This is a genomic window from Streptomyces sp. S3(2020), assembly GCF_013044505.1.
Classification (GTDB): domain Bacteria; phylum Actinomycetota; class Actinomycetes; order Streptomycetales; family Streptomycetaceae; genus Streptomyces.
Genome location: NZ_JABERD010000068.1, coordinates 12773 through 34963 on the forward strand (window position 1 = coordinate 12773; position 22191 = coordinate 34963).

General features: G+C 69.8%; 24 protein-coding genes and 3 pseudogenes. 25 read left to right on the forward strand and 2 right to left on the reverse strand.

Annotated features, from left to right (window positions below):
- The first annotated feature begins 116 nt into the window (after positions 1–116).
- The 21 genes and pseudogenes from HLK59_RS22285 to HLK59_RS22380 form a co-directional block, all read left to right on the forward strand.
- Positions 117–1259: an AAA family ATPase gene (locus HLK59_RS22285; RefSeq protein ID WP_171143284.1), complete on the forward strand. Its 1143-nt coding sequence runs from the start codon at positions 117–119 to the stop codon at positions 1257–1259.
- Complete coding sequence (locus HLK59_RS22290; protein WP_171143258.1) at positions 1256–3055, forward strand: hypothetical protein; 1800 nt, start codon at positions 1256–1258, stop codon at positions 3053–3055. Before HLK59_RS22285 ends, HLK59_RS22290 begins: the two co-directional genes overlap by 4 nt.
- A gap of 82 nt (positions 3056–3137) precedes the next feature.
- Entirely contained in the window at positions 3138–3587 is a 450-nt protein-coding gene (locus HLK59_RS22295) for a hypothetical protein (protein ID WP_171143259.1), read from the forward strand.
- 107 nt (positions 3588–3694) lie between these two features.
- The gene (locus HLK59_RS22300; RefSeq protein WP_171143260.1) at positions 3695–4111 is read left to right on the forward strand and encodes a hypothetical protein; all 417 of its coding nucleotides are present in this window, start codon (positions 3695–3697) and stop codon (positions 4109–4111) included.
- A gap of 467 nt (positions 4112–4578) precedes the next feature.
- Positions 4579–4905: a hypothetical protein gene (locus tag HLK59_RS51165; RefSeq protein WP_240982572.1), complete on the forward strand. Its 327-nt coding sequence runs from the start codon at positions 4579–4581 to the stop codon at positions 4903–4905.
- A 27-nt stretch (positions 4906–4932) separates the two neighbouring features.
- Positions 4933–5688: a hypothetical protein gene (locus HLK59_RS22310; RefSeq protein WP_171143261.1), complete on the forward strand. Its 756-nt coding sequence runs from the start codon at positions 4933–4935 to the stop codon at positions 5686–5688.
- A 29-nt stretch (positions 5689–5717) separates the two neighbouring features.
- Positions 5718–6122, forward strand: a complete 405-nt coding sequence (locus HLK59_RS22315) for a hypothetical protein (RefSeq protein ID WP_171143262.1) — start codon at positions 5718–5720, stop codon at positions 6120–6122.
- A 154-nt stretch (positions 6123–6276) separates the two neighbouring features.
- Positions 6277–6468 carry a hypothetical protein gene (locus tag HLK59_RS51170; protein ID WP_240982573.1) on the forward strand — a complete coding sequence of 64 codons (192 nt, stop codon included), beginning with the start codon at positions 6277–6279 and terminating at the stop codon, positions 6466–6468.
- A 313-nt stretch (positions 6469–6781) separates the two neighbouring features.
- Positions 6782–7171, forward strand: a complete 390-nt coding sequence (locus tag HLK59_RS22325) for a hypothetical protein (RefSeq protein WP_171143263.1) — start codon at positions 6782–6784, stop codon at positions 7169–7171.
- Positions 7168–7971, forward strand: coding sequence for a DUF317 domain-containing protein (locus HLK59_RS22330; RefSeq protein WP_171143264.1), 804 nt, complete (start codon positions 7168–7170; stop codon positions 7969–7971). Before HLK59_RS22325 ends, HLK59_RS22330 begins: the two co-directional genes overlap by 4 nt.
- The gene (locus HLK59_RS52035; protein ID WP_277349513.1) at positions 7968–8090 is read left to right on the forward strand and encodes a hypothetical protein; all 123 of its coding nucleotides are present in this window, start codon (positions 7968–7970) and stop codon (positions 8088–8090) included. The genes HLK59_RS22330 and HLK59_RS52035 overlap by 4 nt, the downstream gene beginning before the upstream one ends.
- The gene (locus HLK59_RS22335) at positions 8087–8290 is read left to right on the forward strand and encodes a hypothetical protein (RefSeq protein WP_240982574.1); all 204 of its coding nucleotides are present in this window, start codon (positions 8087–8089) and stop codon (positions 8288–8290) included. The genes HLK59_RS52035 and HLK59_RS22335 overlap by 4 nt, the downstream gene beginning before the upstream one ends.
- Positions 8287–8655 carry a hypothetical protein gene (locus tag HLK59_RS22340; protein WP_171143265.1) on the forward strand — a complete coding sequence of 123 codons (369 nt, stop codon included), beginning with the start codon at positions 8287–8289 and terminating at the stop codon, positions 8653–8655. The genes HLK59_RS22335 and HLK59_RS22340 overlap by 4 nt, the downstream gene beginning before the upstream one ends.
- Positions 8656–8689: 34 nt before the next feature.
- On the forward strand, positions 8690–9037 hold the full coding sequence (locus tag HLK59_RS22345; RefSeq protein WP_171143266.1) for a hypothetical protein: 348 nt from the start codon (positions 8690–8692) through the stop codon (positions 9035–9037).
- The gene (locus tag HLK59_RS22350; RefSeq protein WP_171143267.1) at positions 9034–9852 is read left to right on the forward strand and encodes a DUF317 domain-containing protein; all 819 of its coding nucleotides are present in this window, start codon (positions 9034–9036) and stop codon (positions 9850–9852) included. Before HLK59_RS22345 ends, HLK59_RS22350 begins: the two co-directional genes overlap by 4 nt.
- Before the next feature lie 68 nt (positions 9853–9920).
- On the forward strand, positions 9921–10529 hold the full coding sequence (locus tag HLK59_RS22355) for a hypothetical protein (protein WP_171143268.1): 609 nt from the start codon (positions 9921–9923) through the stop codon (positions 10527–10529).
- On the forward strand, positions 10526–11239 hold the full coding sequence (locus HLK59_RS22360) for a DUF317 domain-containing protein (RefSeq protein ID WP_346779790.1): 714 nt from the start codon (positions 10526–10528) through the stop codon (positions 11237–11239). The genes HLK59_RS22355 and HLK59_RS22360 overlap by 4 nt, the downstream gene beginning before the upstream one ends.
- Before the next feature lie 102 nt (positions 11240–11341).
- On the forward strand, positions 11342–13132 hold the full coding sequence (locus tag HLK59_RS22365; protein WP_171143269.1) for a type IV secretory system conjugative DNA transfer family protein: 1791 nt from the start codon (positions 11342–11344) through the stop codon (positions 13130–13132).
- A gap of 81 nt (positions 13133–13213) precedes the next feature.
- A complete protein-coding gene (locus HLK59_RS22370; RefSeq protein WP_171143270.1) occupies positions 13214–13981 on the forward strand; it encodes a hypothetical protein in 768 nt (255 codons plus the stop codon).
- A 405-nt stretch (positions 13982–14386) separates the two neighbouring features.
- Positions 14387–15262 (forward strand): hypothetical protein, encoded by an 876-nt coding sequence (locus HLK59_RS22375; protein ID WP_171143271.1) that lies wholly within the window; start codon positions 14387–14389, stop codon positions 15260–15262.
- Positions 15263–15267: 5 nt separating this feature from the next.
- A pseudogene (locus tag HLK59_RS22380) lies at positions 15268–15816 on the forward strand (DNA cytosine methyltransferase); the annotation flags it as partial.
- Positions 15817–15885: 69 nt separating this feature from the next.
- Here the strand turns inward: HLK59_RS22380 and HLK59_RS52430 are convergent.
- On the reverse strand, positions 15886–17973 hold the full coding sequence (locus HLK59_RS52430) for a tyrosine-type recombinase/integrase (protein ID WP_171143272.1): 2088 nt from the start codon (positions 17971–17973) through the stop codon (positions 15886–15888).
- Positions 17970–19103 carry a tyrosine-type recombinase/integrase gene (locus HLK59_RS22390; RefSeq protein ID WP_346779791.1) on the reverse strand — a complete coding sequence of 378 codons (1134 nt, stop codon included), beginning with the start codon at positions 19101–19103 and terminating at the stop codon, positions 17970–17972. Before HLK59_RS22390 ends, HLK59_RS52430 begins: the two co-directional genes overlap by 4 nt.
- Before the next feature lie 69 nt (positions 19104–19172).
- Between HLK59_RS22390 and HLK59_RS22395 the strand changes: the two are divergent.
- The 4 genes and pseudogenes from HLK59_RS22395 to HLK59_RS22410 form a co-directional block, all read left to right on the forward strand.
- A pseudogene (locus HLK59_RS22395) lies at positions 19173–19898 on the forward strand (DNA cytosine methyltransferase); the annotation flags it as partial.
- Entirely contained in the window at positions 19898–21016 is a 1119-nt protein-coding gene (locus HLK59_RS22400) for a DnaB-like helicase N-terminal domain-containing protein (RefSeq protein ID WP_171143274.1), read from the forward strand. The pseudogene HLK59_RS22395 and the gene HLK59_RS22400, both read left to right, overlap by 1 nt.
- A 59-nt stretch (positions 21017–21075) precedes the next feature.
- Positions 21076–21576, forward strand: coding sequence for a hypothetical protein (locus HLK59_RS22405; RefSeq protein WP_171143275.1), 501 nt, complete (start codon positions 21076–21078; stop codon positions 21574–21576).
- A pseudogene (locus HLK59_RS22410) lies at positions 21525–21647 on the forward strand (ISAzo13 family transposase); the annotation flags it as partial. The gene HLK59_RS22405 and the pseudogene HLK59_RS22410, both read left to right, overlap by 52 nt.
- Positions 21648–22191 lie beyond the last annotated feature (544 nt).

Genomic DNA, 22191 nt, shown 5'->3' on the forward strand with positions numbered 1-22191 from the left:
TCCAGCACATCGCCAATCCCGCCCGCACCCGCACCTGTTGAAAGATCCTCGTTTTGACCACACCCGGAACGCCTACCAGTCCAGCGCGCACCAAGGGTGGCGAACTACGGGCCAAGGTGGCCCGACTGCTGGCCGACCGGCCGGCGGACACGCTCACCATCGGGGACATGGCCAGGCAGCTGGGCCACTCCCACGGCGCCGTCCGCAACGCCGCCCTCACCCTGGTGCGACGCGGCGAGGCCGACCAAGGCGGAAGGGGACAACCGGAGTTCCGCGCGAACGCGAAAACCGCCGCAGCCGCGCAGAGGGCTGTGATCAGCCCACCGGGCACCCACTCTCCCCGTGCCCAGGCGGCCACGGCCCGCACGACCCTTCCCGCCGCAACCACGCCCAGGCAGACCGGCCCGATCCGCCGCGCGGGGGGCCAGCTCTACCACCCCCGGGAGCTGGCCGATCTGCCCGACGTCGAGGCGTTGAATCGCTTGCGCGACGCCGACGTGCCGGTGCTGCTCTACGGCCCTCCGGGCACCGGCAAGACCAGTCTGGTCGAGGCGGCGTTCGAGGACCTGCTCACCGTCGCCGGCGACGGCGACACCACGGTCGGCGACTTGATCGGCGAGTACACACAGAACGACGCGGGAGCCTACGTCTTCCAGTACGGTCCGCTGGTCACCGCGATGACCGAGGGCCGCGCCCTGCTGATCGACGATGCCACCTTGATCTCACCGAAGGTCCTGGCGGCGCTGTATCCGGCGATGGACGGGCGCAGGCAGATCCAGGTCAAGGCCCACAAGGGCGAGACCATCAAGGCCGAGCCGGGCTTCTACGTGGTGGCGGGCCACAATCCCGGCGTCCACGGGGCGGTGTTGACGGAGGCGCTCGCGAGCCGGTTCAGCGTACAAATCCAGATCGGCACGGACTATGACCTCGCCCTGGCCTTGAGGATCGATGCCCGGGTGGTCCGGGTCGCCCGTCACCTCTCCCGCCAAGTCGAACTCGGCGAGCTGGGCTGGGCCCCCCAACTGCGGGAACTGCTCAGCTACCAGAAGACCGAGGCCGTCCTCGGCACCAAGGCCGCGCTCGCGAACCTCGTCGGCATCGCTCCTGTGGAGGATCGCGACGCCGTCGCCGCTGCCGTCATCAAGGCTGTCGGTGTCAAGGAGATCGCTCCCCTCACCCTCGGCAAGCAGCTTCCCGCCTCGACCGTCCGGCAGGCCCCGAGCAGCACCGGCTCCGCACACCGGGGCCGCTCGCGATGAGCGCCCACCACCACGTCCAGCCCCCCGCCACCACACCGGACGACGACGCCGACCTCGCGCGATGGGACGACGACGGCGCCCCGCCCGCGCACCCCCGTTCCTCCCCGCACTTGTGGCTGCGCGTGGGAGCCGAACTCGGCGATCGGCTGGTCGCCCTCTCCGGCCGCCAGGACCTCCTCGTCACCTGCCGCCCCGGCACGCGCAGCGGCGCACCGGCCGCGTTCTTCCCCGCGCTGGGCGAGGTCGAGTTCGACGCCGGCCTGTTCGCCCCGCTTAAGCCCCACGAGATCCATCCGCGGATCGTGGGCGACGAGGAGAGGTATCCCGCAGCCTGGGGAGTGTTCGTCCACGAGGCCGCGCACGCGGCCCACTCCGTCTGGACGGCGCCAGCCGGAGCGAACCCCCGTGTCGTCGAGGCCGCGCTCCTGCTGGAGGAGAGCCGTGTCGAAGGCGCACACCTGATCACGCGGCCCACGGACCGCACGTACCTGCGCACCAGCGCCCGAACCCTGGTCATGCCCGACATCGCCCACCCCACCCTCCAGGGCATCGAGCACACCGCCGCCGTGGCGGCCCTGGTCCTCGGCCGCCGTGACGTCGGCATCCTGGACGCCAGCGAAACCCGGGCCGTCGCCGATCTGTGCGAAAGGGTGCTGGGCGCAAACCTGCTGGCCACACTCACCGGCATCTGGACGGCAGCCCACCAGTGCGCCGACCACGACGCCACGACCATGCTCGTGCACGCTCAAGAGTGGTGCGACGCTCTGGACACCGCGGCCCCCGCCCTGCCCGTGCCGGAGAACCTCACCGATCTGCTGTCCGGCGCCGTGGGGGTTGTCTTGGACAGCACGGCAGCCACCGACGCCGCCGACCTCGCGGCACAGGCCGCAGCGGCGAACGCCATGGCCGCGCAGTCCAAAGCGCGGGCTCAGGACCGCGCCGAGCGAGCCGACCAGCGACGCAAAGCCGCCGCCACCGCCAAGTCGGTCTTCAACGCCCGTGGCACCACCGTCGCCCCCGACGGCACACCGGCGCCCTACGGCAACCCGGTCACCGGCACCCGTCGGCCCACTGCCGCCGAGCAGAGTGCCGCCGCGCGCCTGAGCCGCGCCCTGCGTGCCGCCGCCTACCGCGAGCGGACCGAGGAACGGACCACCAGCCCCACCCCGCCCGGCCGCCTCAACATGCGCGCGGCCCTCGCCCGCGATGCCCAGCGCGCGGCCGGGTCGGTCCCCACCGCGGAACCGTTCACCCACACCCGCCGCCGAAACACCCCCACCCCACCGCTGCGTGTGGGTATCGCTGTCGACGTCTCCGGCTCCATGCGTGCCGCCTGCGCGCCCGTCGCGTCCGCTGCCTGGATCGTGGCACGCGCAGCAGCCCTGACCGACCCCGACTCCCTTACCGCCACCATCGCCTACGACAGGCACCTGACCGCATTGACCCGACCCACCCACCGAGCACCAGAGCGCGTGACGACGTTCGCTGCCAACGGCGGCCACCACAACCTCGGCGACGCCATCGACGCACTCGACCACGGCCTCGAACTCAGCCGCCCAGGCGCCGGCCGCCTCCTCGTGATCGTCACCGACGCCCATTACGGCAGCGACGAAACCGCTCAAGCCGTCACCCGCGTCAAGCAGCTCACGACCGCCGACTGCGCCGTACTCCAACTCACGCTCACCGCGAAGTCCCGCCACTTGCCGGGGACCACCTTGCTGCACCTGCCCCAGCCCTCCAGCGCTCCCGCCGCCATCGCCACGGCAGCCACAGACGCCATCCGCAGGACACGCTGAGACAACACAGAAGACAGAAAGCAGGAACAACCACGTGGCAGTCCGCACCACCTGGAAGATTGCCCACAGCTGTGGACATCAAGTGACGCACAACCTGTCCAACCGTCCCGCCGACCGGCGAGCCGGATTCGCTCGCTGGCTCGAAGGACGCGACTGCACCGACTGCTGGAAGGCCGCGCGCGATTCCGACACGGAATCCAAGGAAGCCTGGCTCGCGGCCAAGCGCGCCGAGGAGCAGCAGGCAGCCCGCGAGTGGGCCGAGCAGTTCGACATGCCGCCGCTCGAAGGGCCCGAGCGGGCCCTGGACTGGGGCGAGCGCTCCCGTCACCAGCTCGTCACCGCCGCGTACAGCGCGCTGGTGAGCGAGGGCACCTGGGACGAGGCCGACTGGGCCGTCCTCGAAGACAAGATCCGCACCATCGCCCGCGCCGGCTGGTGGATCGACCAGAGGGACGTTGAGGGCTCTGACCTGCCTGAGCTTCTCGACGCCGCCGCCTCGGACGACATCGGGACGGAGAACCCGTTCCGGTAGGACGCCGAGCTGTATACCCGACGATCCCCGGTTACCGAAACCGGGGATCGTCCGGATCCTTGTTCCTCCCACCGCCTCCCCGCGTACCTCGTGGAAGGAACCCTGCTGTGCCCGCTTCCCGCCATCCGCATGCCCCCGGTGACATCGTCACCCCTGACCGGGACATCACCCACGCCCACTTCCGGCCCGGCGACCAGGTCGTCATCCTCAAGGGCGTCTCCGGCGGCGAACTGTGGGGCGACGCCTACAAGGTCGTCGCGCCCTCGTGGCACACCCCGACCGAGGAGGACGGCTGGCGCCTGTACGACCCGGCCGGCGGTGAGCGCACGTACATCACCGCGCACCCGCGCTACCTGGTCCACCTCTCCAGCCGGTGCCCGGACTGCCTCATCTATCAGCAGGCGCTGCGTACTTACCTGGTCCCGCGCCTTGCCGACGCTGACGAGGACGTCGACTGCGGCTGGTACTCCGTCACCCACCTCAACCAGGTGGTGCACGTCGCCGACGCCCGGGGCGGCCAGTGACCCACACACTCGGCTCGGAGCCCGCCGCGGCCCAACCGCCAGCCGGCTTGCCCGCTGGCCCATCCGAAAAAACAGCTTCTTGGCCCTTGCCGATCGTTTCCTGACCCTGGGGCGCGACGTGCACTCCGGAGAAGTCCTCGCCCGCGGCGGCGATCCCGAAGCCCACAGCATCCTCCAGCGCAGCGGCTTCGTCCCCGTCGTCCGCCTCCACGAGAACTATCACCGCCTGCCCGTCGGCCTCGACGAAGCCGAGGAGAAACGTCTCGCCACCCGCGCCGTCGCCCGGCTGCGCGCCGTCAAGTACGGCGTCGACGCCGACGACGCCTTCGACACCGAGACACGAGAGCCGAGCCCCACTACCTTCCGCTCGGCTCCTCAGTCGCACATCCGCCGAGCGGATCCGCGACGCCACCACCAGCGACGAGGTCGCCGACGGCCTGACAGAACTCACAGCCTCCCACGACGGGGTGTTCATCGCCCTCGGCGAGGTGCTCGCGGCCACCGCCGCCTTCTATCAAGACCTCGGCCAACCGCCGGACCCGCACATCGCGAAGCGGCTGCAGTACCTCGCAGAGCACCGGCTCGCCGTGCTGTGGTCAGACCTCGCGCACATGCGCAACGACCTCGCCGACCGGCACCAGGACCATCCCCAGCGCCGCGCGTGCACAGCCGAGGTCGGACCAGACGAACGCGAAGCCTCCGCCGCCTGCGCCTGCCCGCCGCCTCCGCCGCGCCTGACCACCAGCCCCGTCGCCGCACCCGCCGCACCTACACCGGCACCCCCGCGGCGCTGATCCGCACCCTTCCCCTCCGAGGAGCCCATGCACGACCCCACCCCCGACACCAGCCTCGGCTCGTTCGCTACGGTCCTCGCCAGCGAACTGCCAGGCGCCTGGACCAGCGCGTACCACCCAGACCATGGCGGCCTTAACGTCCACCACGTCCTCACCGACACGGTCTGGGACATGAACGAGGTCGCCGAAGCACTGGCCAAGCACCCCGTGGATCACTGCGCCGTGCTGCAGCGGCACGACGGAACACGCCTGTTCGTCACGGAACAGCCCGGCCACGCCGAGGGATATCTCATCGCCGCGCTGGCCCCCGACGACGTACCGGCTGAGGCATTCCGTGGCGTACGCGAGCCCGACGGAATCGCAGTCGACGCCGACCCGTTCATCGCGGCCGAGAACATCACCTTCGACCTCCTTCCCCGCTACTACGTCGCCGCTCACCAGGTCTTCAAGAACGCTGAGCACCTCACGCGGGAATCGTCCGCTCCAGAACTCCTGGTCATGACCTGGTCGGATGGTGCACTCGTGGTCGACAAGCCCGACCGCGCCGACATCACCCGGGTACTGACTGACCACGGCTTCGTTCTCGACACGGCGCAAGACGTGTTTGTCCTGCCGGGCGACGACACCGCCCGCCAGGCTGCCTCCGTACGAGCCACCGGCGAACGGCTGTCCGCGCTGGGCATCGACACCGTGCTGCGTCATCCGCAGACGCGCCCCGCCCTGGACACCGCCCCCGTCACGCGGCCCGCCACCTCGTCCGCGCCGTCTGCACGACGGCGATAGCCCCGGGACCCGCGCAGGAGTTGCCGCACGTGGAAAACCGTGCTGACAACGCAGGCACCGACGTCATGATCTACCGCGACCCCCTCACCGACACCGTGCACGCCGACACCCCAACCGGCGCACCCGAGCAGCTGCTCGCTCTCCTCGACAGCCTCGGCTTCGAGCGCCGGGCCCTACCGGCCCCCGGGCCCGTCTGCGTCTGGCACGAAGCACCCGCCCACCTAGACGAGGACGCGAAGAAGCAGCTCGCCAGCTCTGCGGTGCCCTGGCTGCACAAGGCCGGATATGTGGTCCACATCGGTGGTGAAGTCTGGAACGCTGCCGCCTACACCGACGCCGCAACAGCCATGCACGACCACGGCGCCCCAGCCCCGCCAGTCGCTGTCGCCGCGGTGCCCGTAACGGGTCGTCCGCCACGGGCGCACCGCCGGTGAGCCTCGCCGATGACTACGACGTCGACGTCACCTTCTAACACCGCGACGGAACGATCTACGGCGGGACCCGCGCCAGCGCCCCCGAACACCTCGTGGCGCTGCTCGACGGCCTCGACCGGCACCGGTCAACGTCTGGCATCAGATCCCGGACGAGATGGACGAGATCGCCATGCAGACCATGGCCGACCGGGTCGTGCCCCTGCTGGCCCGGGCCGGATACCGGGTCCACATCGACGCGGGCCTCTTCGGCGGCTCCGCCTATCGCGCAGCTCTCGCCGAACAAGCAGCGCACCAACCACAACCGTCACCCACGCCACCCGACGCGCAAGCACGCCGTACGCGCTGACCGCCCATTCCCCGCCGGCCCCGGCCCACCGGGGTCGGCCCCATCCTCCCCAGGAGCCCGCCGTCACTCAGGCACCCGACCGCACGCCCCCGCCCATCACGGCCAGCCGCAAACCTCGCCTGGTCACCGCCCTGTTCCGCCGCTACCTGCGCGCCGTCACCGTCGGCAGCCGGGAACGCACCAACCCGCTGGCCAGCGGGCGCCCCGAGGCGGCCCTCGACGAAGCCCGCCGCCGCGACGCATTCCTCCTCGTCGACACCTACCGCATCCGCCACCACGACTAGCACCTCGACCCGGCCTGTTCAGGAGGCCCATGACCGACTCGAACCACCTTTCCGTACAGCTCGCTGACGCCATCGCCGTTCAGTTCGGACAGCTCCGCCGACACCTCGCGCTGGCCCCGCCGCACGAGGCCGCTCATATCCTCGCCCGCGTCCTGGACTACGACACCGGGCTCCTCAGCGAGGTCACCGAACTCGTCGCCATCGGCTCGCGTTTCGCGAAGGACCACTCCGAGCGCGGACTCCTGCCGCCCGACGTCGCGCTCGCGCTGGGCCGCGCCGCCCACGAACTCAACAGCGTGGGCGTCGACCTCAACGAGCACACCGGCACCATCGAGCGGCTCGCCGCGCCCACGCCTCCGTCCAGCAGACCGGCCGCGGTGCCGGTCGCCTCGGCGATGGTCATCCGGCGGCACCGATGAAGAGCAAGCAGTGGTCCGGCTGGGGCCCCGCCGGTCAACAGGCCCAGCAGCACTACCTCGTCGAGCCCCGCCACCTCGCTGGCGGCGGAGACCTGCGCTTCGTCACCGAGTACCTGCGCGCCTCGGGTTGGAAGGACAAGTCCAAGACCGGCGGCCCCGTCGTGTTCGACAGTCCCGACAAGTCCATGCGCATCGGGTACGACCCGTACACCCAGCCCGGCGGTTGGACGATCAGCGGGAAGCCGACGAGGACGGAGCAGGCGTGGCATGCCACGCTTGGACGGCAGGTCCCCGTCGAGATCGTGGCCGGCGTGACCGACGCGCTGACTCGGCCGCGTTCCGCCCACGCCCCCAACGTGTGGGCGCCACTTGAGGCACAGGGCTGGGAAACCGAGCGCGGACAGCACTTCACCGCCCGCAGTCCAGACGGCGATGCCGTCATCCGCTTCCACCAGTCCGCCTCCGGACCGGCGCACTGGTGGGCCGGCGCCCGCAACGAACACGGCACGGTATGGCAGGCGACGTTCACGCCGAGCACGCCGATGCACCTGGTACAGGCGTTCAGCACCGCGCTCGCCGACCCGCAGCCGGTGATGCGGCCCCTCGGCCACGTCCCGCCCTCTCAGCGAATCCGCACCACCTCGGTGTCGGTGCTGCCCTCGCAGCTCGGCGCATGGCAGCAGGCCCGGATCACCGCAGCCCGCGCCGCCACCTGGGCCAGCAACGCTTTCGCCAGCAACAAGGCGCGTACTCAAGGTCCCGGGGCCCGACCGTACGTCAAGGGCGGGCGGATGCAGTGAGCCACGAGCTCTTCTACTCCCGGGTCAACGGGCCCACCCTGCACCGTGTCAACGCCGCCAGCTGGCTGGACGAGGTGGCGCCGCGTCACCTGGCCAGCGGGGCGACGCCCGGCACGTGACCGAGCATCTGCTCGCGTCCGACTGGAGCAACCACTCGGTCCCGGGCTATCGGGATGTCCTGCTGGAGAGCCCCGACCGTCCGCTGCACCTGACGCTGGAACCCGAGGAGGACGAGTTCAGGCCGGTCGTCCTGGCGCGTTCGCCCGCCGCTGACCGTCTCACGTCAGCCCACAGCCCAATCGAAAGTGCATCACCTTGACGCAGTCCCCCGACCTCACGCCCGGTGGCTTTGAGGCCCTCACCGTCGAACTCCTGCGCCTCGGCCGGCAGATCGACAACTCCGAACGCCCCGAGGATCTCGCCAACATCCTCACTCCGATCGTCGACCGAAGTCACGGTGCACTCCACCTCATCGCCCAGATCTTCGACGTGATCGCAACCACCTGTGCTGACTTCGCTGTCCAAGACTCCTACGCCAACGATCTGCAGGACCTCTGCTGCGACGCGTACAGCAACCTGACCGACCTCAGAGATCGCTTCAACGGACTCGACGAACAGTTCCGCACCTTCTCCCCGGACGTCACACGCGTACCCCGGGGCCAGCGCCCAGTCCGGCCGTGGTGAGCGTGCCCCCGTCACTTCCATCCAAAGGACATTGATGCCTAACCCCTCCGCCCCCAGTGCCGACGACGTCGCGCAGGCGACCGCCACGCTGGCCCATGTCCAGAACTACCTGCACACCGATCCGTCGGTAACCGACGTGCTGCCGCTGCTCGCCGCCCTCCTCGACGAGGACACCGGCGTGCCCATCCTGCTCGGCGACATCATTCGTAATGCCGCACACCTCGTAGCCCAGGAGGCGAAGGACGACAGCGACGAGATCCGTCTGATCGTTGGCGAGCTCCGGGAAGCCGCCCAGGAGGCCACCGACTGGCACGTTCTGCACTGGGACGTGCAGCGTCTGAGCGGCCACGCGTTCGGGCCTGCCAGTCCGCCGGCGTCGTGACGCGCCCGTACATCGTCAGCAAGGCCAACGAGCCCTGGTCAACGATCTGGTTCGACACCACGCCTCGCCACCTGGCCGGTCCCGGTGACCCGCGCCACGTCACCCAGGCATTGCGGGCCGGCGGGTGGAGGAGCTTCGGCGACGCCGACCTTCCCCACGTCGTTCTTGCCAGTCCCGACTACCGGCACACGCTCGTCCTGGAGCCGACCCCGGACACAAGCAGCGCCTGGTGGCGAATCTCGTCGCAGCGCTGGTACGCCTCCTTCGGCGGCAACACACCCGCCGAGATCCTCGCCGGATTCACCGACGCGCTCCTGCGGACCGCGCCCGAGGCCGAACCGGACCTCTGGCCGACACTGCAAGCAGCAGGCTGGACGTACGAGCGCGGCGAACGAGGCAACGAGTACGCCCGCCATCCGGACGGCATCACCATCATGGAACGGTCGGCAACGCTCACCAGCGACTACTTCAGATGGAGGGCCGAGGTAGCCCTGCCCACCGGCCTCGGCGGCCATCACGTGCTGTGGCACGCGTACTTCGACGACCGCACCCCGCGCCACCTGCTCGCCGGATTCGCCACCGCCCTCGTCGACCCCGCGCCCGTCGCGCGTGGCCACTACGACGTCCCGCACTACTACCTCGTCGCGCAAGTGGAACGCGGCGCCCAGGGCGAGCAGCTCGCCGCCGCCCACGAAGCCCGGCTGAAGGCCAGCCGGGCTGCCGCCCGCAAGGCCCGCCGCAGCGCCGCTCCCACCGCCCAGCCGTCGGCAGGCCCCGCAGCCGAGGCGGCCACGCCCGCTGCCCGCAGCCGCTGACCGTGCGGAGCGGCTCCGGCCGCTCCGCACCCTGCCCGCCCTCATAACTGCCCGCCCAAAGGCCCTCTTTGACCATTTCACTCGAACCGGCCGGCCCGGCCCACCGGCTCTATCTGAGTCAGCTCGCCCTCTACCTGCGGCACAGCCGACAGATCCTCGCCGCCTGGGACCTCTACTCCGACCGGCACTCCGACCCCGAGACGTTCCAGCCCCACGACGAGGACGCCTACGGCCGTCGCCAGCAGAAGCGAGACGCCGACACCCTGTCCGCGTTCGGCCGGGTGTACTACCACGCGGACGAACTCGTGCACGTCGCCGAACGGCAGCTCGCCGGGCTGTCGCCCTCCGCCCGGACCCGGCGCTACGCCTGGCAGGTCCGAGAACTGCGGGATGCCACACAGCGCCTGTACGCGGTCCACGACGACTGGCGCGCGGCACGCGCCGCCCTGCCCGAGAGCGCACGACCCGGTACGAAGGCGTACGAGGAACCGCTCGCCGAGAGCTACGCGGAAGCCTGGTCCTACCTCGACCAGTGGACCATTCACGGCCAGGCCCTCTTCGCCGTCAACGCACTCGCGCAGCGGCAGTCGACCGCATCCGCGCCGGCCCTGCCCGCGACGGCGCCCGTGCGCAAGGCCACCGCCACACCGTCCAGGGTCCGGCGGTCACGGGCGTGAGCGAGACCGTCGAGCAGGCGTTCATCACCCCGCGCTACCTCGCGGGCATCGGAAATCCCGGCTGGATCACCCAGCCGCTGCACCGGGTCACCGGCTGGAGCTACGGACATGACCCGCTGATACCTCGCGTCCTGCTCACCAGCCCGGACCAGCTCACACAACTGCGTCTGGCCCCTGGAGATCCGGATGATCCCGACTGGTGGACCATCCGGCAGGCGCGTACCACGGATCAGCCAGCCTGGGCGGCCACCTTCCAAAGCCGCACCCCCGTCGAGATCATCGCCGCCTTCACCGACGCGCTGACCGACCCGTCCGGGCCGCCCACGGCTCCGCCCGACCCCTTCACGGCGTTGCAGGACGCGGCATGGGAAGCACCCCAGCACTTCGGCGGGCTTGCGGCACCCGACGGCATCGCGCGCGTCGAGCGGGTGGGAACTCCTGGCAGCGACCTGTGGATGATCGAGACCACTCCGTTCGTCGTGGAGCCAACGATCTGGCGAGCCGTGTTCACCGGCACCACGCCAACACACCTGATCGCCGCCGTGACGCAGGCGCTCGCCGACCCCGCGCCCATCAGGCGCGACCCTCGCCGGATCCCGGGTGGGCCCGCGACCGCATCACCGTGGACACCCGGCACGTCCCCGCGACGGACGTCGCCTTCGCTCTGGAGCGACGCATCAGTGCCCTCGCCGAGCGGCACCGCAGCGTGAGCGGCGTTGCCCCCGCGCCGCCCGGACCGGCGCGAGGCCGCACGCGCTGACCGGTCCTTCGCGCGTCCGGCCCCCTTTTCTCCCTCGTCCCTGGAACAGCCCTTGCCCCAGCCCAACTCCACGTCCACCGACGGCTACGACATAGCTTTCAAGGTCCTCCTCGGCGCCATCGCCGTCGCCGTGCCCCTGTCCAACCTCGCCTGGCTGGGCGGCAATCTCACCGCCTGGACCACCGACACCGCCCCGGCCCCCTACCAGCCGGTTCAGGCCCTCTTGCACCCCGACCAGCTGTGGCCCGGCCTGAGCGAAACGTCTCTTCTGATCAGCACGCGGATCCTGCCCGGCGCCGTTCTCGTCGCGCTCGGCATCACCGCCACGGTGCTCTACAAGAGCTACCGAGGCGGCGGCAGCGGGCGCAAGAAGCGCGTCGCCGGCATGGCCAAGCAGCGGGATATCGAGCCGCTGATGGCGAAGGCCATCACTGACAAGGCGCGCTCGCTGCGCCCAAGCCTCAAAGACGCCAAGCACATCGCCGCAGCCGACACCGGCATCCTCCTCGGCAATCTCCAGGGCACGAAGCACGAGGTGCGCATGGGATACGAGGACGTCGCCGTCGCGATCATGGCACCCCGATCCGGCAAGACGACCAGCCTGGCGATCCCCTCGATCCTCAACGCACCCGGCCCTGTCCTGCTCACCTCCAACAAGGCCGCGGGCGACGCCTACACCGCAACCCTTGATGCGCGCGCCGCCGTCGGCCGGACCTGGTCGATGGACCCGCAGCAGATCGCCCACGCCGAACGAGCCATGTGGTGGAACCCCTTGGCCGACGCCAAGTCCCTCGACGGCGCAGGCAGGTTGGCTGGGCACTTCCTCGCCGCGAGCGTGGCGGCGTCGCAGCAGGGCGACTTCTGGTCCAAGGCAGGCAGCAACATCCTGAGCCAACTGTTCCTGGCCGCCGCGGTCGACGAGCGGCCGATCACCGACGTGATGGCCTGGCTCGCCTTCCCCGCCGACCGCACCCCACTCGACATCCTGCGCGACCACAAGTTCGCCGCGGTCGCCGCCCAGCTCAAGGGCACCGTGGAAGGCCCACCCGAAACAAGGGACGGCATCTACGAGACGGCGCGCCAGTACGCCGCCGCCCTGCTCAACTCGGAGATCGCCGCCTGGGTGACCCCCCAGAAGGACGTGCCCGAGTTCCGGCCGTCCGCGTTCGCCACCTCGACGGACACGCTCTACCTACTGTCGAAGGACGGCGGAGGCGGAGCCTCGGCCCTCATCGCCGCGTGCGCGGACGGCGTGATGCGCGCCGCAACCGCCCAGGCCGAGCGGGCAGGCGGGCGCCTGGACCCACCGATGCTCGCGATCCTGGACGAGGCCGCCAACGTCTGCAAGATCAGCGACCTTCCCGACCTGTACTCCCACCTGGGCTCGCGCGGCATCATCCCGATCACCATCCTGCAGAGCTATAGGCAGGGTCAGAAAGTGTGGGGCGACGCTGGCATGGACGCCATGTGGTCCGCCTCCACCATCAAGGTCATCGGCTCGGGTATCGACGACCCCGACTTCGCCGACAAGCTCTCCCGTCTGATCGGCGATCACGACGTCGAGACGACCTCCACCTCGACCTCGGAGTCCGGCAAGTCCACCTCTGTGTCGATGCGACAGGAACGCATCCTGGCCGCCGACGCCATCCGCGCGCTGCCCAAGGGCACCGCGCTCGCGTTCGCCACCGGCATGCGGGCAGCCATGCTCGATCTTCGCCCCTGGTATCTCGAGCCCGGCGCCGCCGAACTGTCCGCCGCCTCCGCCCGCGCCTCCAAGGGCATCACCGCCCGCGCGATCGCGAAGGCCACCCCGAAGCAGAGCGACTTCGGCCCTGCCGCCTGAGCACTCCCGAGGCCGACAGCCGTACCCCACCCGACGGGAGACAAATCCCATCTACCCCTGCCCGACTGCGCAGCGTCGCTCATGACCGAGCCACCCGCCGAATCCCTGCTCTTTGACGTGCCGCCACCGCCCACGCCCGTCGAGCGGCTGCTCCACCTGGCCGACCAGTACACCCAGTACAACGACGCGCTCGACCTCCTCCTCGTCGCCGCCGACCCTCCCGCACCGGATGTCCACGCCTCCTCCGCGCAGCGTCTGGCCGCCGAAACCCAGTCCGCCGTCAAGACGATCCACGATGAACGGCTTTATGAGAGCGTCGAGTTGACCGAAATGGTCATGCGGCTGAGGCAGCTCGCCTTCCTTGCCGACGCCTCAGTGGACCTCAACGTCGCAGCCGCTCGCGAGCTGACTGCGCTGGCCCCGGAAGCCGCTGTGGGCTGCGCCGTGACGCTGGCCGGCGAGACCCGGCGGCGACGCTGGGCCACCGCGCCGGCCCCCGACGAACGGCTGAACGCCATGCATCGCACGGCCCTGGCCGAGATCGCTTGCGGACACGTCGTGGCCAGCAGTTCTCTGGGGCGCGAATTCACCCGCTCCCGTGAACCCAAGGTGCTGATGAGCACCCTGCGCGCCCTGGAGACGAAGGGCCTGGCCGAGAGAACTGCCCGGTCGGCGCCCGCCGCGTACATCGGCGGCCCGCCCCTGGACCGCGTGCGCCTCACCTCAACCGGCATCACCGCCCTCGCCTCGGTCATCGACGCGCCGCCAGCCGGGTCGCGCACCGCGCCCGGAACCACGCCCCGCCCCCTGTCCTCCGCCGCGCAGGCAGCCGCCACCCGAAACCGTTGAGCCAGCACAGGGGCCATCCCATCCCCACGCCCCAGACCAGCAGCGCGCCGTACTGGCTCAGCTCGCCGAGCAGCTGCGCAGCGCCGCCGAGGTCCTCGAATGGGCGCCCAGCAACGCCCTCTGGCGTCAACTGCCCGCACCCACTTGGGAATGGCTGCGTACAGCCACGGAACGCCGCCCGCGACCTCACTGCCGGCCCGGACGAGGTAAGCCCCGTCTTCGCTTACCCTCGCGCCGCCTCCACGGCACCGACCCCGCCGACGCCTGCCGCGCCCGACAGCCCCGCTCTTCGTCGCTGACCGGTCCGCCTCCGGACAGCGCCCCGCTCATCGCAAGGACACCCCCATTTCCGCCAGCCCCGTATTCCGATCCATCTCACTCGGTGCCGGAATTCAATCCAGCGCCATGCTCGCCCTGTCCGCCGAAGGAATTCTCCCCAAGATCGATTACGCCATCTTCGCCGACACCGGATGGGAACCCAAGGCCGTATATTCCCACCTCGACCGCCTGGAGCGCGAGATAGCGAAACCAGCCCGCATTCCCATCTTGCGCGTCACTTCCGGAAACATTCGCAACGATGCGCTCGACCCCGATCGCAGATTCGCCTCCATGCCGCTGTACATCCTGAACAAGGACGGCAAGGAAGGCATGACAAGAAGGCAGTGCACAGGCGAATACAAGATAAAGCCGATCAAGAAGAAGGTTCGCGAACTCCTCGGCTATCCCCACCCTGCCCGCATCCCACGAGACGTGTTCGTGGAGCAGTGGGTGGGCATCTCTACGGATGAATTCCACCGCGCCAAGGACGCGGACGTGAGGTACATGCGCAACCGGCACCCGCTCATCGATATGGGCTGGTCGCGCAGCGACTGCATCCGCTATCTATCCTCGCTCGGATTGGCCGACACTCCAAAATCGAGCTGCCTTGGTTGTCCATTTCACGGAAACCAGCAGTGGAGAAATATCCGGGATACCAGTCCTGAGGAATGGCTGGACGTCGTCGCATTCGATGCGGCCATCCGGCAGGGCAACGCCCGCGCGAACGCCTCCGGGAACCGGCTGCTCGGGCAGGCGTACCTGCACCGCTCCCGCGTCCCCCTCGACGAGGCACCCATCGACCACGTCACGGCCGCCGAGTGGGCGGCACGCCAGCAGAACCTCGACAACCGGGCCTCTGTCGTGGAGGAACTGGAGACGGGAGTGGTCGACGGCTGCTCCCCATGGGCGTGCCGCGGTGCCGAACCCGAGTCGGCGCAGGGCGACTTCGGCCTGGCCTCGTGAGGCAGATCATCCTGGATCTGTTCGCCGGACCCGGCGGCTGGAGCCACGCCCTGACCGCACTGGGGGCGCGGGATGTCGGTCTGGAATGGGACGAGTGGGCCTGCAAGACCCGCGCCAAGGCCGGGCAGTTGACGATCCGGACCGACGTCGCCGCCTATCCCGTATGGATCTTCTCCGGGCGGGTGCTCGGGTTCATCGCCTCCCCGCCGTGCCAGGCGTGGTCGATGGCCGGCAAGCGGCTCGGTCTCATCGACCAGACACTCGTGCACCAGGCCGTCGCCGATCTCTCCGTAGGACGCGACACCCGCGAGCAGCTGCTCGGTGCGTGCGCGGACGCACGCTCTCTCCTCGCCGCCGAGCCCATGCGCTATCTGCACGCCCTGAACACCCTGGGCGAGCCCGAGTGGGTGCTGATGGAGGAGGTTCCGGACGTCCTTCCGCTGTGGCGTCAGTACGCGGCGGTGCTGCGCGGGTGGGGCTTCTCGGTGTGGACCGGGATCCTCAACGCGGCCGACTACGGCATCCCGCAGACCAGGCGGCGCGCGATTCTCCTTTATCTGGACAGTTTCGGGTCCTGTGGCGGGAAGTTCCTCCCTTCGGGTGTCACTCGTTGGGGGTGCCGCTCAGGCTTCGTCGTCCAGTGCTTCGTGCGGCTCGCCGAGGTCGTCGAGCAGATTTCGCAGGCGCTCGGCGATGCGCTGGTGGCGCTCGATCTCGCGCCCCCAGCCGCGGTCTTGGGCATCGGTGATCAATTGCTGTTCGACGCAGAGGCGCTCACGCAGCCGTGGCGCGTATTGCGGGGTGGTGATGAACTTCGCGCAGGTCAGGTAGAGGTCGCATTCGCAGGGCCCTTCCTGCGGCAGGCGCAGGCAACGGCCCAGCTCAAGTTCGGTCTTGTAGAAGTTGGTCTTCAGCCAGTCCAATGCGTCCTGATCGAGCTGGCCGGCGCGCAGGGTTTCAGCGAGCGGTCCGGCGATGACGGCGCCGGGTTGAAGGACGGACTGGTAGTCGGCCAGGACGCTGGGGTCCGAGATGTGGGTGTAGGTCATCGACATGCCAGGGCTTTTGTGCCCGAGGACCTTCATGATGGTCTGCATGCGGGCGCCCTTCTCGGCGAGTTGGGTGCCCAGGGTGTGCCGGAAGCGGTGCGCGTGGATGGCGGGTTTGCCTTCGCCGTTGAGGATCCCCAGTTCTGTGCAGATCTGGCCAAGGGGGTCGGCGAACAGGTAGTCGGGGTGGGCGAGGCAGCCGTTGCGCAGGAACAGGTAGCGCACTGGCTGCCCGAGGTCGGGATCGTAGATGCCCCGGTCGTGCTGGGTGTGCCGCAGCTGGGCAAGGGTGCGGATGGCATCTGCCGCCTCCTCGTGGACGGGGACGGTGCGTTCCTTGAGGGCCTTGCCGGCCGCAAGCCGCAGCCGGGGGGTGCCGTCGGGGTAGGCGTCCAGACAGTCAAGGTGGAGCTTGCGGATCTCGGTGCGGCGGGCGCCGCTCCAGCGGGCCACCAGCAGCGCGCATCGCTGCAGCAGGCAGGTCAGGGCGCGGATGCGTTCCATGACCGGTTCGAGTTGGTGCTCGGGGATGAAGCGGGGGACCTTCTCGATGCGGCGGGGCATGTCCGCGGCGGTGATCAGCGGTCGGGTCGGGACGTCGTCCCATTCACCAAGTGCGGCGTGGCGGAAGAACACCGCGAGGGTGGAGATGATGCCGGCCCGGTAGGCCGGGCTCAGCGGCTCGTCCGGGTGCTTCATCTTCCGCAGCCGGTTGACCTTCTCCATGAAGGCGACCGCGTCGGCCCGGTTCAGCTGGTCGAGACGGTCGATGTGCGGTCGCTCGGTGTCCAGCCACAGCCCGAAGCGCCGCAGACCGCCGCGGGCGCTGCTCATACTCTCCGGCCGCAGCACCAAGGCTCGTTCGGCCAGGAAGCGTTCCATCACCGCGTTGATACGCGGCTTGCAACTCAGCAGCAGGCGCGGAGCGGCGGGCATCCGTGGGGGCGGATGCCCGATGACTCCCGTGTGGAACAGCGCCAGCCCGGCTCGGTAGGCGTTGGTGCCCCATGCCGACTGCACGGTCGGCAACCGGTAGGGAGCAATGACCTGGTCCATGCCCGGGACGCGCTGAAGGTGCCGGACGGCCTGGCGCATCTCCTCGATGTCGTCTGCGGTGATCGCCGAGATGTCCGGATCACCGCGGTGCAGAACCAGCCGGATCAGGGCCCAAGGCAGGCGCCAGTCTTCTCGGGAGTGGGCGTGCCCAAGAGCGATCAACCGCTCCTGCAGGTCGTTGACGTGTTCCCGGAAGGGCAGTCCCATCTGATCGGCGACCTGGAACGGCTTGAGCACGCCGATGCCCAGCAGCCACCCCCAGTCCAGCCGCAGTCGGCCGGTCAATCCCAGGTAGATCACGTAGTGGCGGGCCTGGAAGTTGATCCATCCGGTGGTCGCATCGAAGTCGGCGTCAGGGCGGGTGCGGCGGTTGTGGTCCTCCCCGTTGCGCCAGCCCAGCCGCTGCCGCAGCGGCTGGGCGAACCAGGTGGTCAAGTCAGGAAAGGTGTGCACGAACCGCTGGTGGGAGGAGGCGTGCCGACGCCTTCGGGGTTCGCTGACGTCGAGTTCGGCGATGAACGCGGCGTACTCCCGCATCGGGCAGTGGCCAGGCGCGCGCGGATCGGGGGCCAGCGATGAGGCCGGCAGCGGGACGATCGAGCTCACGGCGTCACCTCTCCGATCACCTGGCGGTAGTCCTTGATGACCTCGGGGTCGCTGACCCGGGTGTAGATCTTCATGGAGTCCGGCGTCGCATGGCCCAGCCGTGTCATCAGCGTCAGCTCGCGCATCCCGCCCTCGAACATCCGGGTGGCATGGGTGTGGCGCAGGCTGTGCGGCGTCAGCCAGGCATCACGGACATCGGCCCGTGCCGCTGCCCGGGCGAACATCCGCACCAGCCCGTCATAGCTGAGCGCCTCGCCGCGACGCTTGCCCCGCCCGCCCACCAAGAAGACCCACGGGGTGACGGCATCGGCGGGACGTTCGTGCATCACGTACGCGTTCAACGCCGGCAGCGCACGCCCTTCCAGCAGGTCCACGACCCGGTCCCGCCTGGACTTCTGCTGCACTCCCCGCGGGTGATCGGGACGCTTTCGCACCGTGACTCGGCGCCGGCCGTAGGAGATGTCCTCCAGCTGCAGCCCCAGCACCTCGCCGGGGCGAAGACCCCCTTCCCACATCACCTCCAGCAAGGCCCGGTCCCGGCTGGTACGCAGCTCAGCCAGCAGCGCGGCATAGACCTCGGCCGACATGGGCCGCGGCATCGTCTCGACGGTCTTGACCCGCAGCACCCGGCGGACCGGTTGCTGCCGAGCCGCGCTGTCCAGCGCAGGCCGATGCCGTCCCGGCACCCGGGCAGCCGCCTGATCGACGACCTTGACGATCGGATTGTCCCGACCGGAGTAGCACTCGCTGGCGATCAGGAACTCGTAGAACGAGGACACCGCCGCCATGACCCGGTTGCACGTCTTCGCCGACAGCACCCGGCCCTCGGCGGTCGCAACGCCCAGCTCCAGGCGCTGAGCCCGCCGCGCGGAGGACACCAGCCGCAGCCACTGCAGGAAGTCCATCGCCCGAGACGGCGTGAACTCCTGTGCACTCAGCCCCACTTCACTCAAGAACAGGAACAGCTTCTGCAGGTCATAGGCGTAGGCCCGCACCGTGTGCGGCGAGTACGCACGAACAGCCAGCAGTCGCAGGAACTCATCAACCTCGCGTACCGGCTCGCCGGACGCGTCGACCAGACGTACCTGCGGCTTGCCAGGTCCCGAATCCATCACCTTCACGACACGCACGGCCGGAACCATATGCCCAACTACCCATACGCACAGTCACCAAGAAGAGGGAATCGTCCAGATAACACCGTCGCCTCCCGCGTTCAGACGGCCGGGCCCCCGCCGCCCACCCACGCCCCCGTCGCTGAACCCGAGTCGCTGTTCGGGCCCGGGCGCGCCCGCTGGGTGTCGATGGCCGAAGCCCTGGGCTGGGGCCGCACCGACGGACCGGCGCCCACGGTGTGCGCCGGCGGCGGACCGGGAGGCGGCCCCGAACCCTTCCCCTCGGGCTCCCGCAAGACCCTCACCGACGCCCGCGACCGCGGTACCTGGACACCTCACCCCGGCTCCGAAACCGTCCTGGCCTCTCCCCGTGAAAGCTCTGGCGGGGCTGCCCGGCCCGGTGAGAACCGCCCCGCGGATGCTCCGACCCCCGCCTTTGCCACCGGGGCCAACCGCTGGTCATGGTCGCTGCGCAGCAATAACCAGACCAACGCCACCGTCCGTCCCGTCACTGAGCCCGCCGGGACGCTGTTCTTCGGTCACCGGGTCAACGAGTGCCGCTGGGTCGCCCACCCCGCAAGCCCCGCCGACGACGAGGCGAAGGCCGTGGCGCCTGCACCGATCAGGATCACCGCCCACGAGGCTGGCGTGCTACAGACCTTCCCGGCCGACTATCCGTGGCAGGGCAACAAGGGCCAGCAGTTCTCCCAGATCGGCAACGCGGTCCCCCCGCGCCTGGCCGCGCACCTGCTCCTTCCTCACCTGCACCCCGGCAAGCCCTTCGCCCCCGACGACTTCACCCCCCCCGCCTGATGCCCCACACCCCCAAGACTGTTGACGACGACGGCATCGACCGCGTCCCGGCGCCCAGGCCAGTCCACTACGCCGAGCAGGGCCTGCTCGGCGCCCTCCTCCTCGAACCCAATCGGCTCGCTGACATCGAGCAGCTGAGTGCCGACCATTTCGAAAGCCACACGCACGCCGCGCTGTTCACTGGCATCGGCACCATCCCGCCGCCCGATCCCGCCGATCACGCCAAGGACACGACCTGGCTCAACCAGGTCCTGGACTTCGCACGCCCGCACGCGCCCGGATTGAGCGCCTCCTACCTCCACGCCCTGATCCAGTTCTGCCCCCGCCCCCAGCACGCCGCGGCGTACGCGCAGCTGATCCGCGCCGACTCCGCTCGTCGGCTCCTGCGCAGCCACGCCGAGCATCTCGGCCTCACCGCGGCCGACCCTGGCCTGCCCAACCCTGCAGCCACCGTCCTGGTCCTCACCGACGACTTCAGCCGCCTCCTGGACGACCTCGCCGGCGAATTCGCCCCGCATCCCGGCTCCCTGCCCCGCACCGCGGTCCCGGCTCCGGCCGTACGGGAGGCCGACGACGTGGAAGTCGACGAGGAACGGCTGCTGTTGGCCTCGGCCACTGCAAACCCTGAGGAGGTGCAGCGGATGCGGTGGCTGACCGCGGACGACTTCGTCCTGCCGATGCACGCCGGCATCTGGCAGTCCATCGCCGCTCTCGTCCGCCGCGGCGACATGGTCGACCCGGTCACCGTCCTCGGCGAATCCCAGCACCGCGGACTGATCACCGAGGCCCTCACCCCCCGGGATCTGATGGCCCTGGTCTCCACCCCCGCAGGGTCTCCGGAGTACTGGGGCGAGCAGATCCTGCAGCGCGCGCTCCTTACCCGGACCCAGACGGTCGCGGCACGGATCACCGCCTACACCGACGATCTCGCCAACACGCCCCACCAGCTCATCACCGGCAGCCGCCGCGCCCTCGCCGACCTGAACACCCTGCGCACCCGCTACCTGCGCGCAACTACACCTGCCCTCCCGGCAGCCGCTCCTCCGCCCGCGCGCGCCGCGCCGCAGCCCCGGGCGGCCGGGCCCCCACCGCGTACCGCCCTACGAGCCCACCGCTGACCTCAACCACCAGCCCCCGCCCCATTCGCGGGGTCCGGACCGAATCGAGCCCGCTCCTCATGTCCGCCGCCGCCTCCGACGCCCGCATCCGCTTCGACATCCATCCCGCCCACCCCAGTGCCGTCACGGCTCATCTCACCGGCACCGCGCCGGACACCGCGCTCGGTCTCCTGGCCGGCCGGGGCTTCGAGCCCCTTGACGGGGACATCTTGGTCCTGGCCCGCATCGATCACGAAGAGCCGTACTGGGCCGGTACTGCTGCCCAGAAGCTGGCCGACCAGGGCGTGGCCGTCGAAATCACGCCCCGGCTGCGGGACGCTGTCCACGAGGAGTGGACCTGGGCCGGCCACCCCATGTCCTGGCTCACCCTCAGCGAAATCCGGGACGTCTCCAACGAAGCCCAGCAAGTCCACGACGACATCTGCCACGGCCGCCTGATCATCCACGCTCACGCCGACGACCACGGGACCACCGTGTCCGTCGCTACCTCACCGGCAAGAGCGTCTAGGTCAAGACGCACGACTTCCCTGGCCAGGCCGAGAAGGCGATTCCGTACGTGATCTATGACATGGCGGCGAACACCGGCTGGGTCACCATCGGCACCGATCACGACACCGCCGCGTTCGCCGTCGCGTACGCCGCCGACCCCGCAGACCACGACGCCCTCCTCGACAACTTTCTTGCCCACCACGGTGACTGGGAAAAATGGCGTACCTGGTCCGACCACACCACCCACGCCATCCACGCGGACCAGACCCTGCGGATCGAGCGGGTGCACGAAGCCGGCCCCCGCGACGCCGCCTGGACCGTGGCCGACTACGAGACCCCCGTCTCCGAGCGCATGTGGCATTTCACCGCGACCGGCGCCACGCCCCCGTACCGCCATTGCCTGTGTTCTCCACAGGCAGTCTGCTGCGTCCCACCCGTCCCCCAAGACCGCCACTCCGATGCGCCGCTCCACAGGATCTGCCTGCACCGACGCCGCCGGGCTGAAGCAGCGCTATCCCTCCAAGTCTGTCGCGGGACAGTCTTTGGCTGCTGGCCATGGCGGCGCCGTCGGCCGGGCCGGAGCGGCGCTGTGCCCGAACTGCAGAGCCTCGCCGACGATTCGTGGGCCGATGATTTATTTCGCGCCGACCACCAGCACGGTCTGGACGCTGGGTGGCTGAAAAGGT

Excerpts from the sequence above, each read along its gene's own strand:
- HLK59_RS22290 (WP_171143258.1), top strand. The coding sequence starts at position 1,256 with ATGAGCGCCCACCACCACGTCCAGCCCCCCGCCACCACACCGGACGAC.
- HLK59_RS22400 (WP_171143274.1), top strand. The coding sequence starts at position 19,898 with ATGCCCCACACCCCCAAGACTGTTGACGACGACGGCATCGACCGCGTC.
- HLK59_RS22310 (WP_171143261.1), top strand. The coding sequence starts at position 4,933 with ATGCACGACCCCACCCCCGACACCAGCCTCGGCTCGTTCGCTACGGTC.
- HLK59_RS22330 (WP_171143264.1), top strand. The coding sequence starts at position 7,168 with ATGAAGAGCAAGCAGTGGTCCGGCTGGGGCCCCGCCGGTCAACAGGCC.
- HLK59_RS22325 (WP_171143263.1), top strand. The coding sequence starts at position 6,782 with ATGACCGACTCGAACCACCTTTCCGTACAGCTCGCTGACGCCATCGCC.
- HLK59_RS22375 (WP_171143271.1), top strand. The coding sequence starts at position 14,387 with ATGCTCGCCCTGTCCGCCGAAGGAATTCTCCCCAAGATCGATTACGCC.
- HLK59_RS22405 (WP_171143275.1), top strand. The coding sequence starts at position 21,076 with ATGTCCGCCGCCGCCTCCGACGCCCGCATCCGCTTCGACATCCATCCC.
- HLK59_RS51170 (WP_240982573.1), top strand. The coding sequence starts at position 6,277 with ATGGACGAGATCGCCATGCAGACCATGGCCGACCGGGTCGTGCCCCTG.
- HLK59_RS22370 (WP_171143270.1), top strand. The coding sequence starts at position 13,214 with ATGACCGAGCCACCCGCCGAATCCCTGCTCTTTGACGTGCCGCCACCG.
- HLK59_RS22345 (WP_171143266.1), top strand. The coding sequence starts at position 8,690 with ATGCCTAACCCCTCCGCCCCCAGTGCCGACGACGTCGCGCAGGCGACC.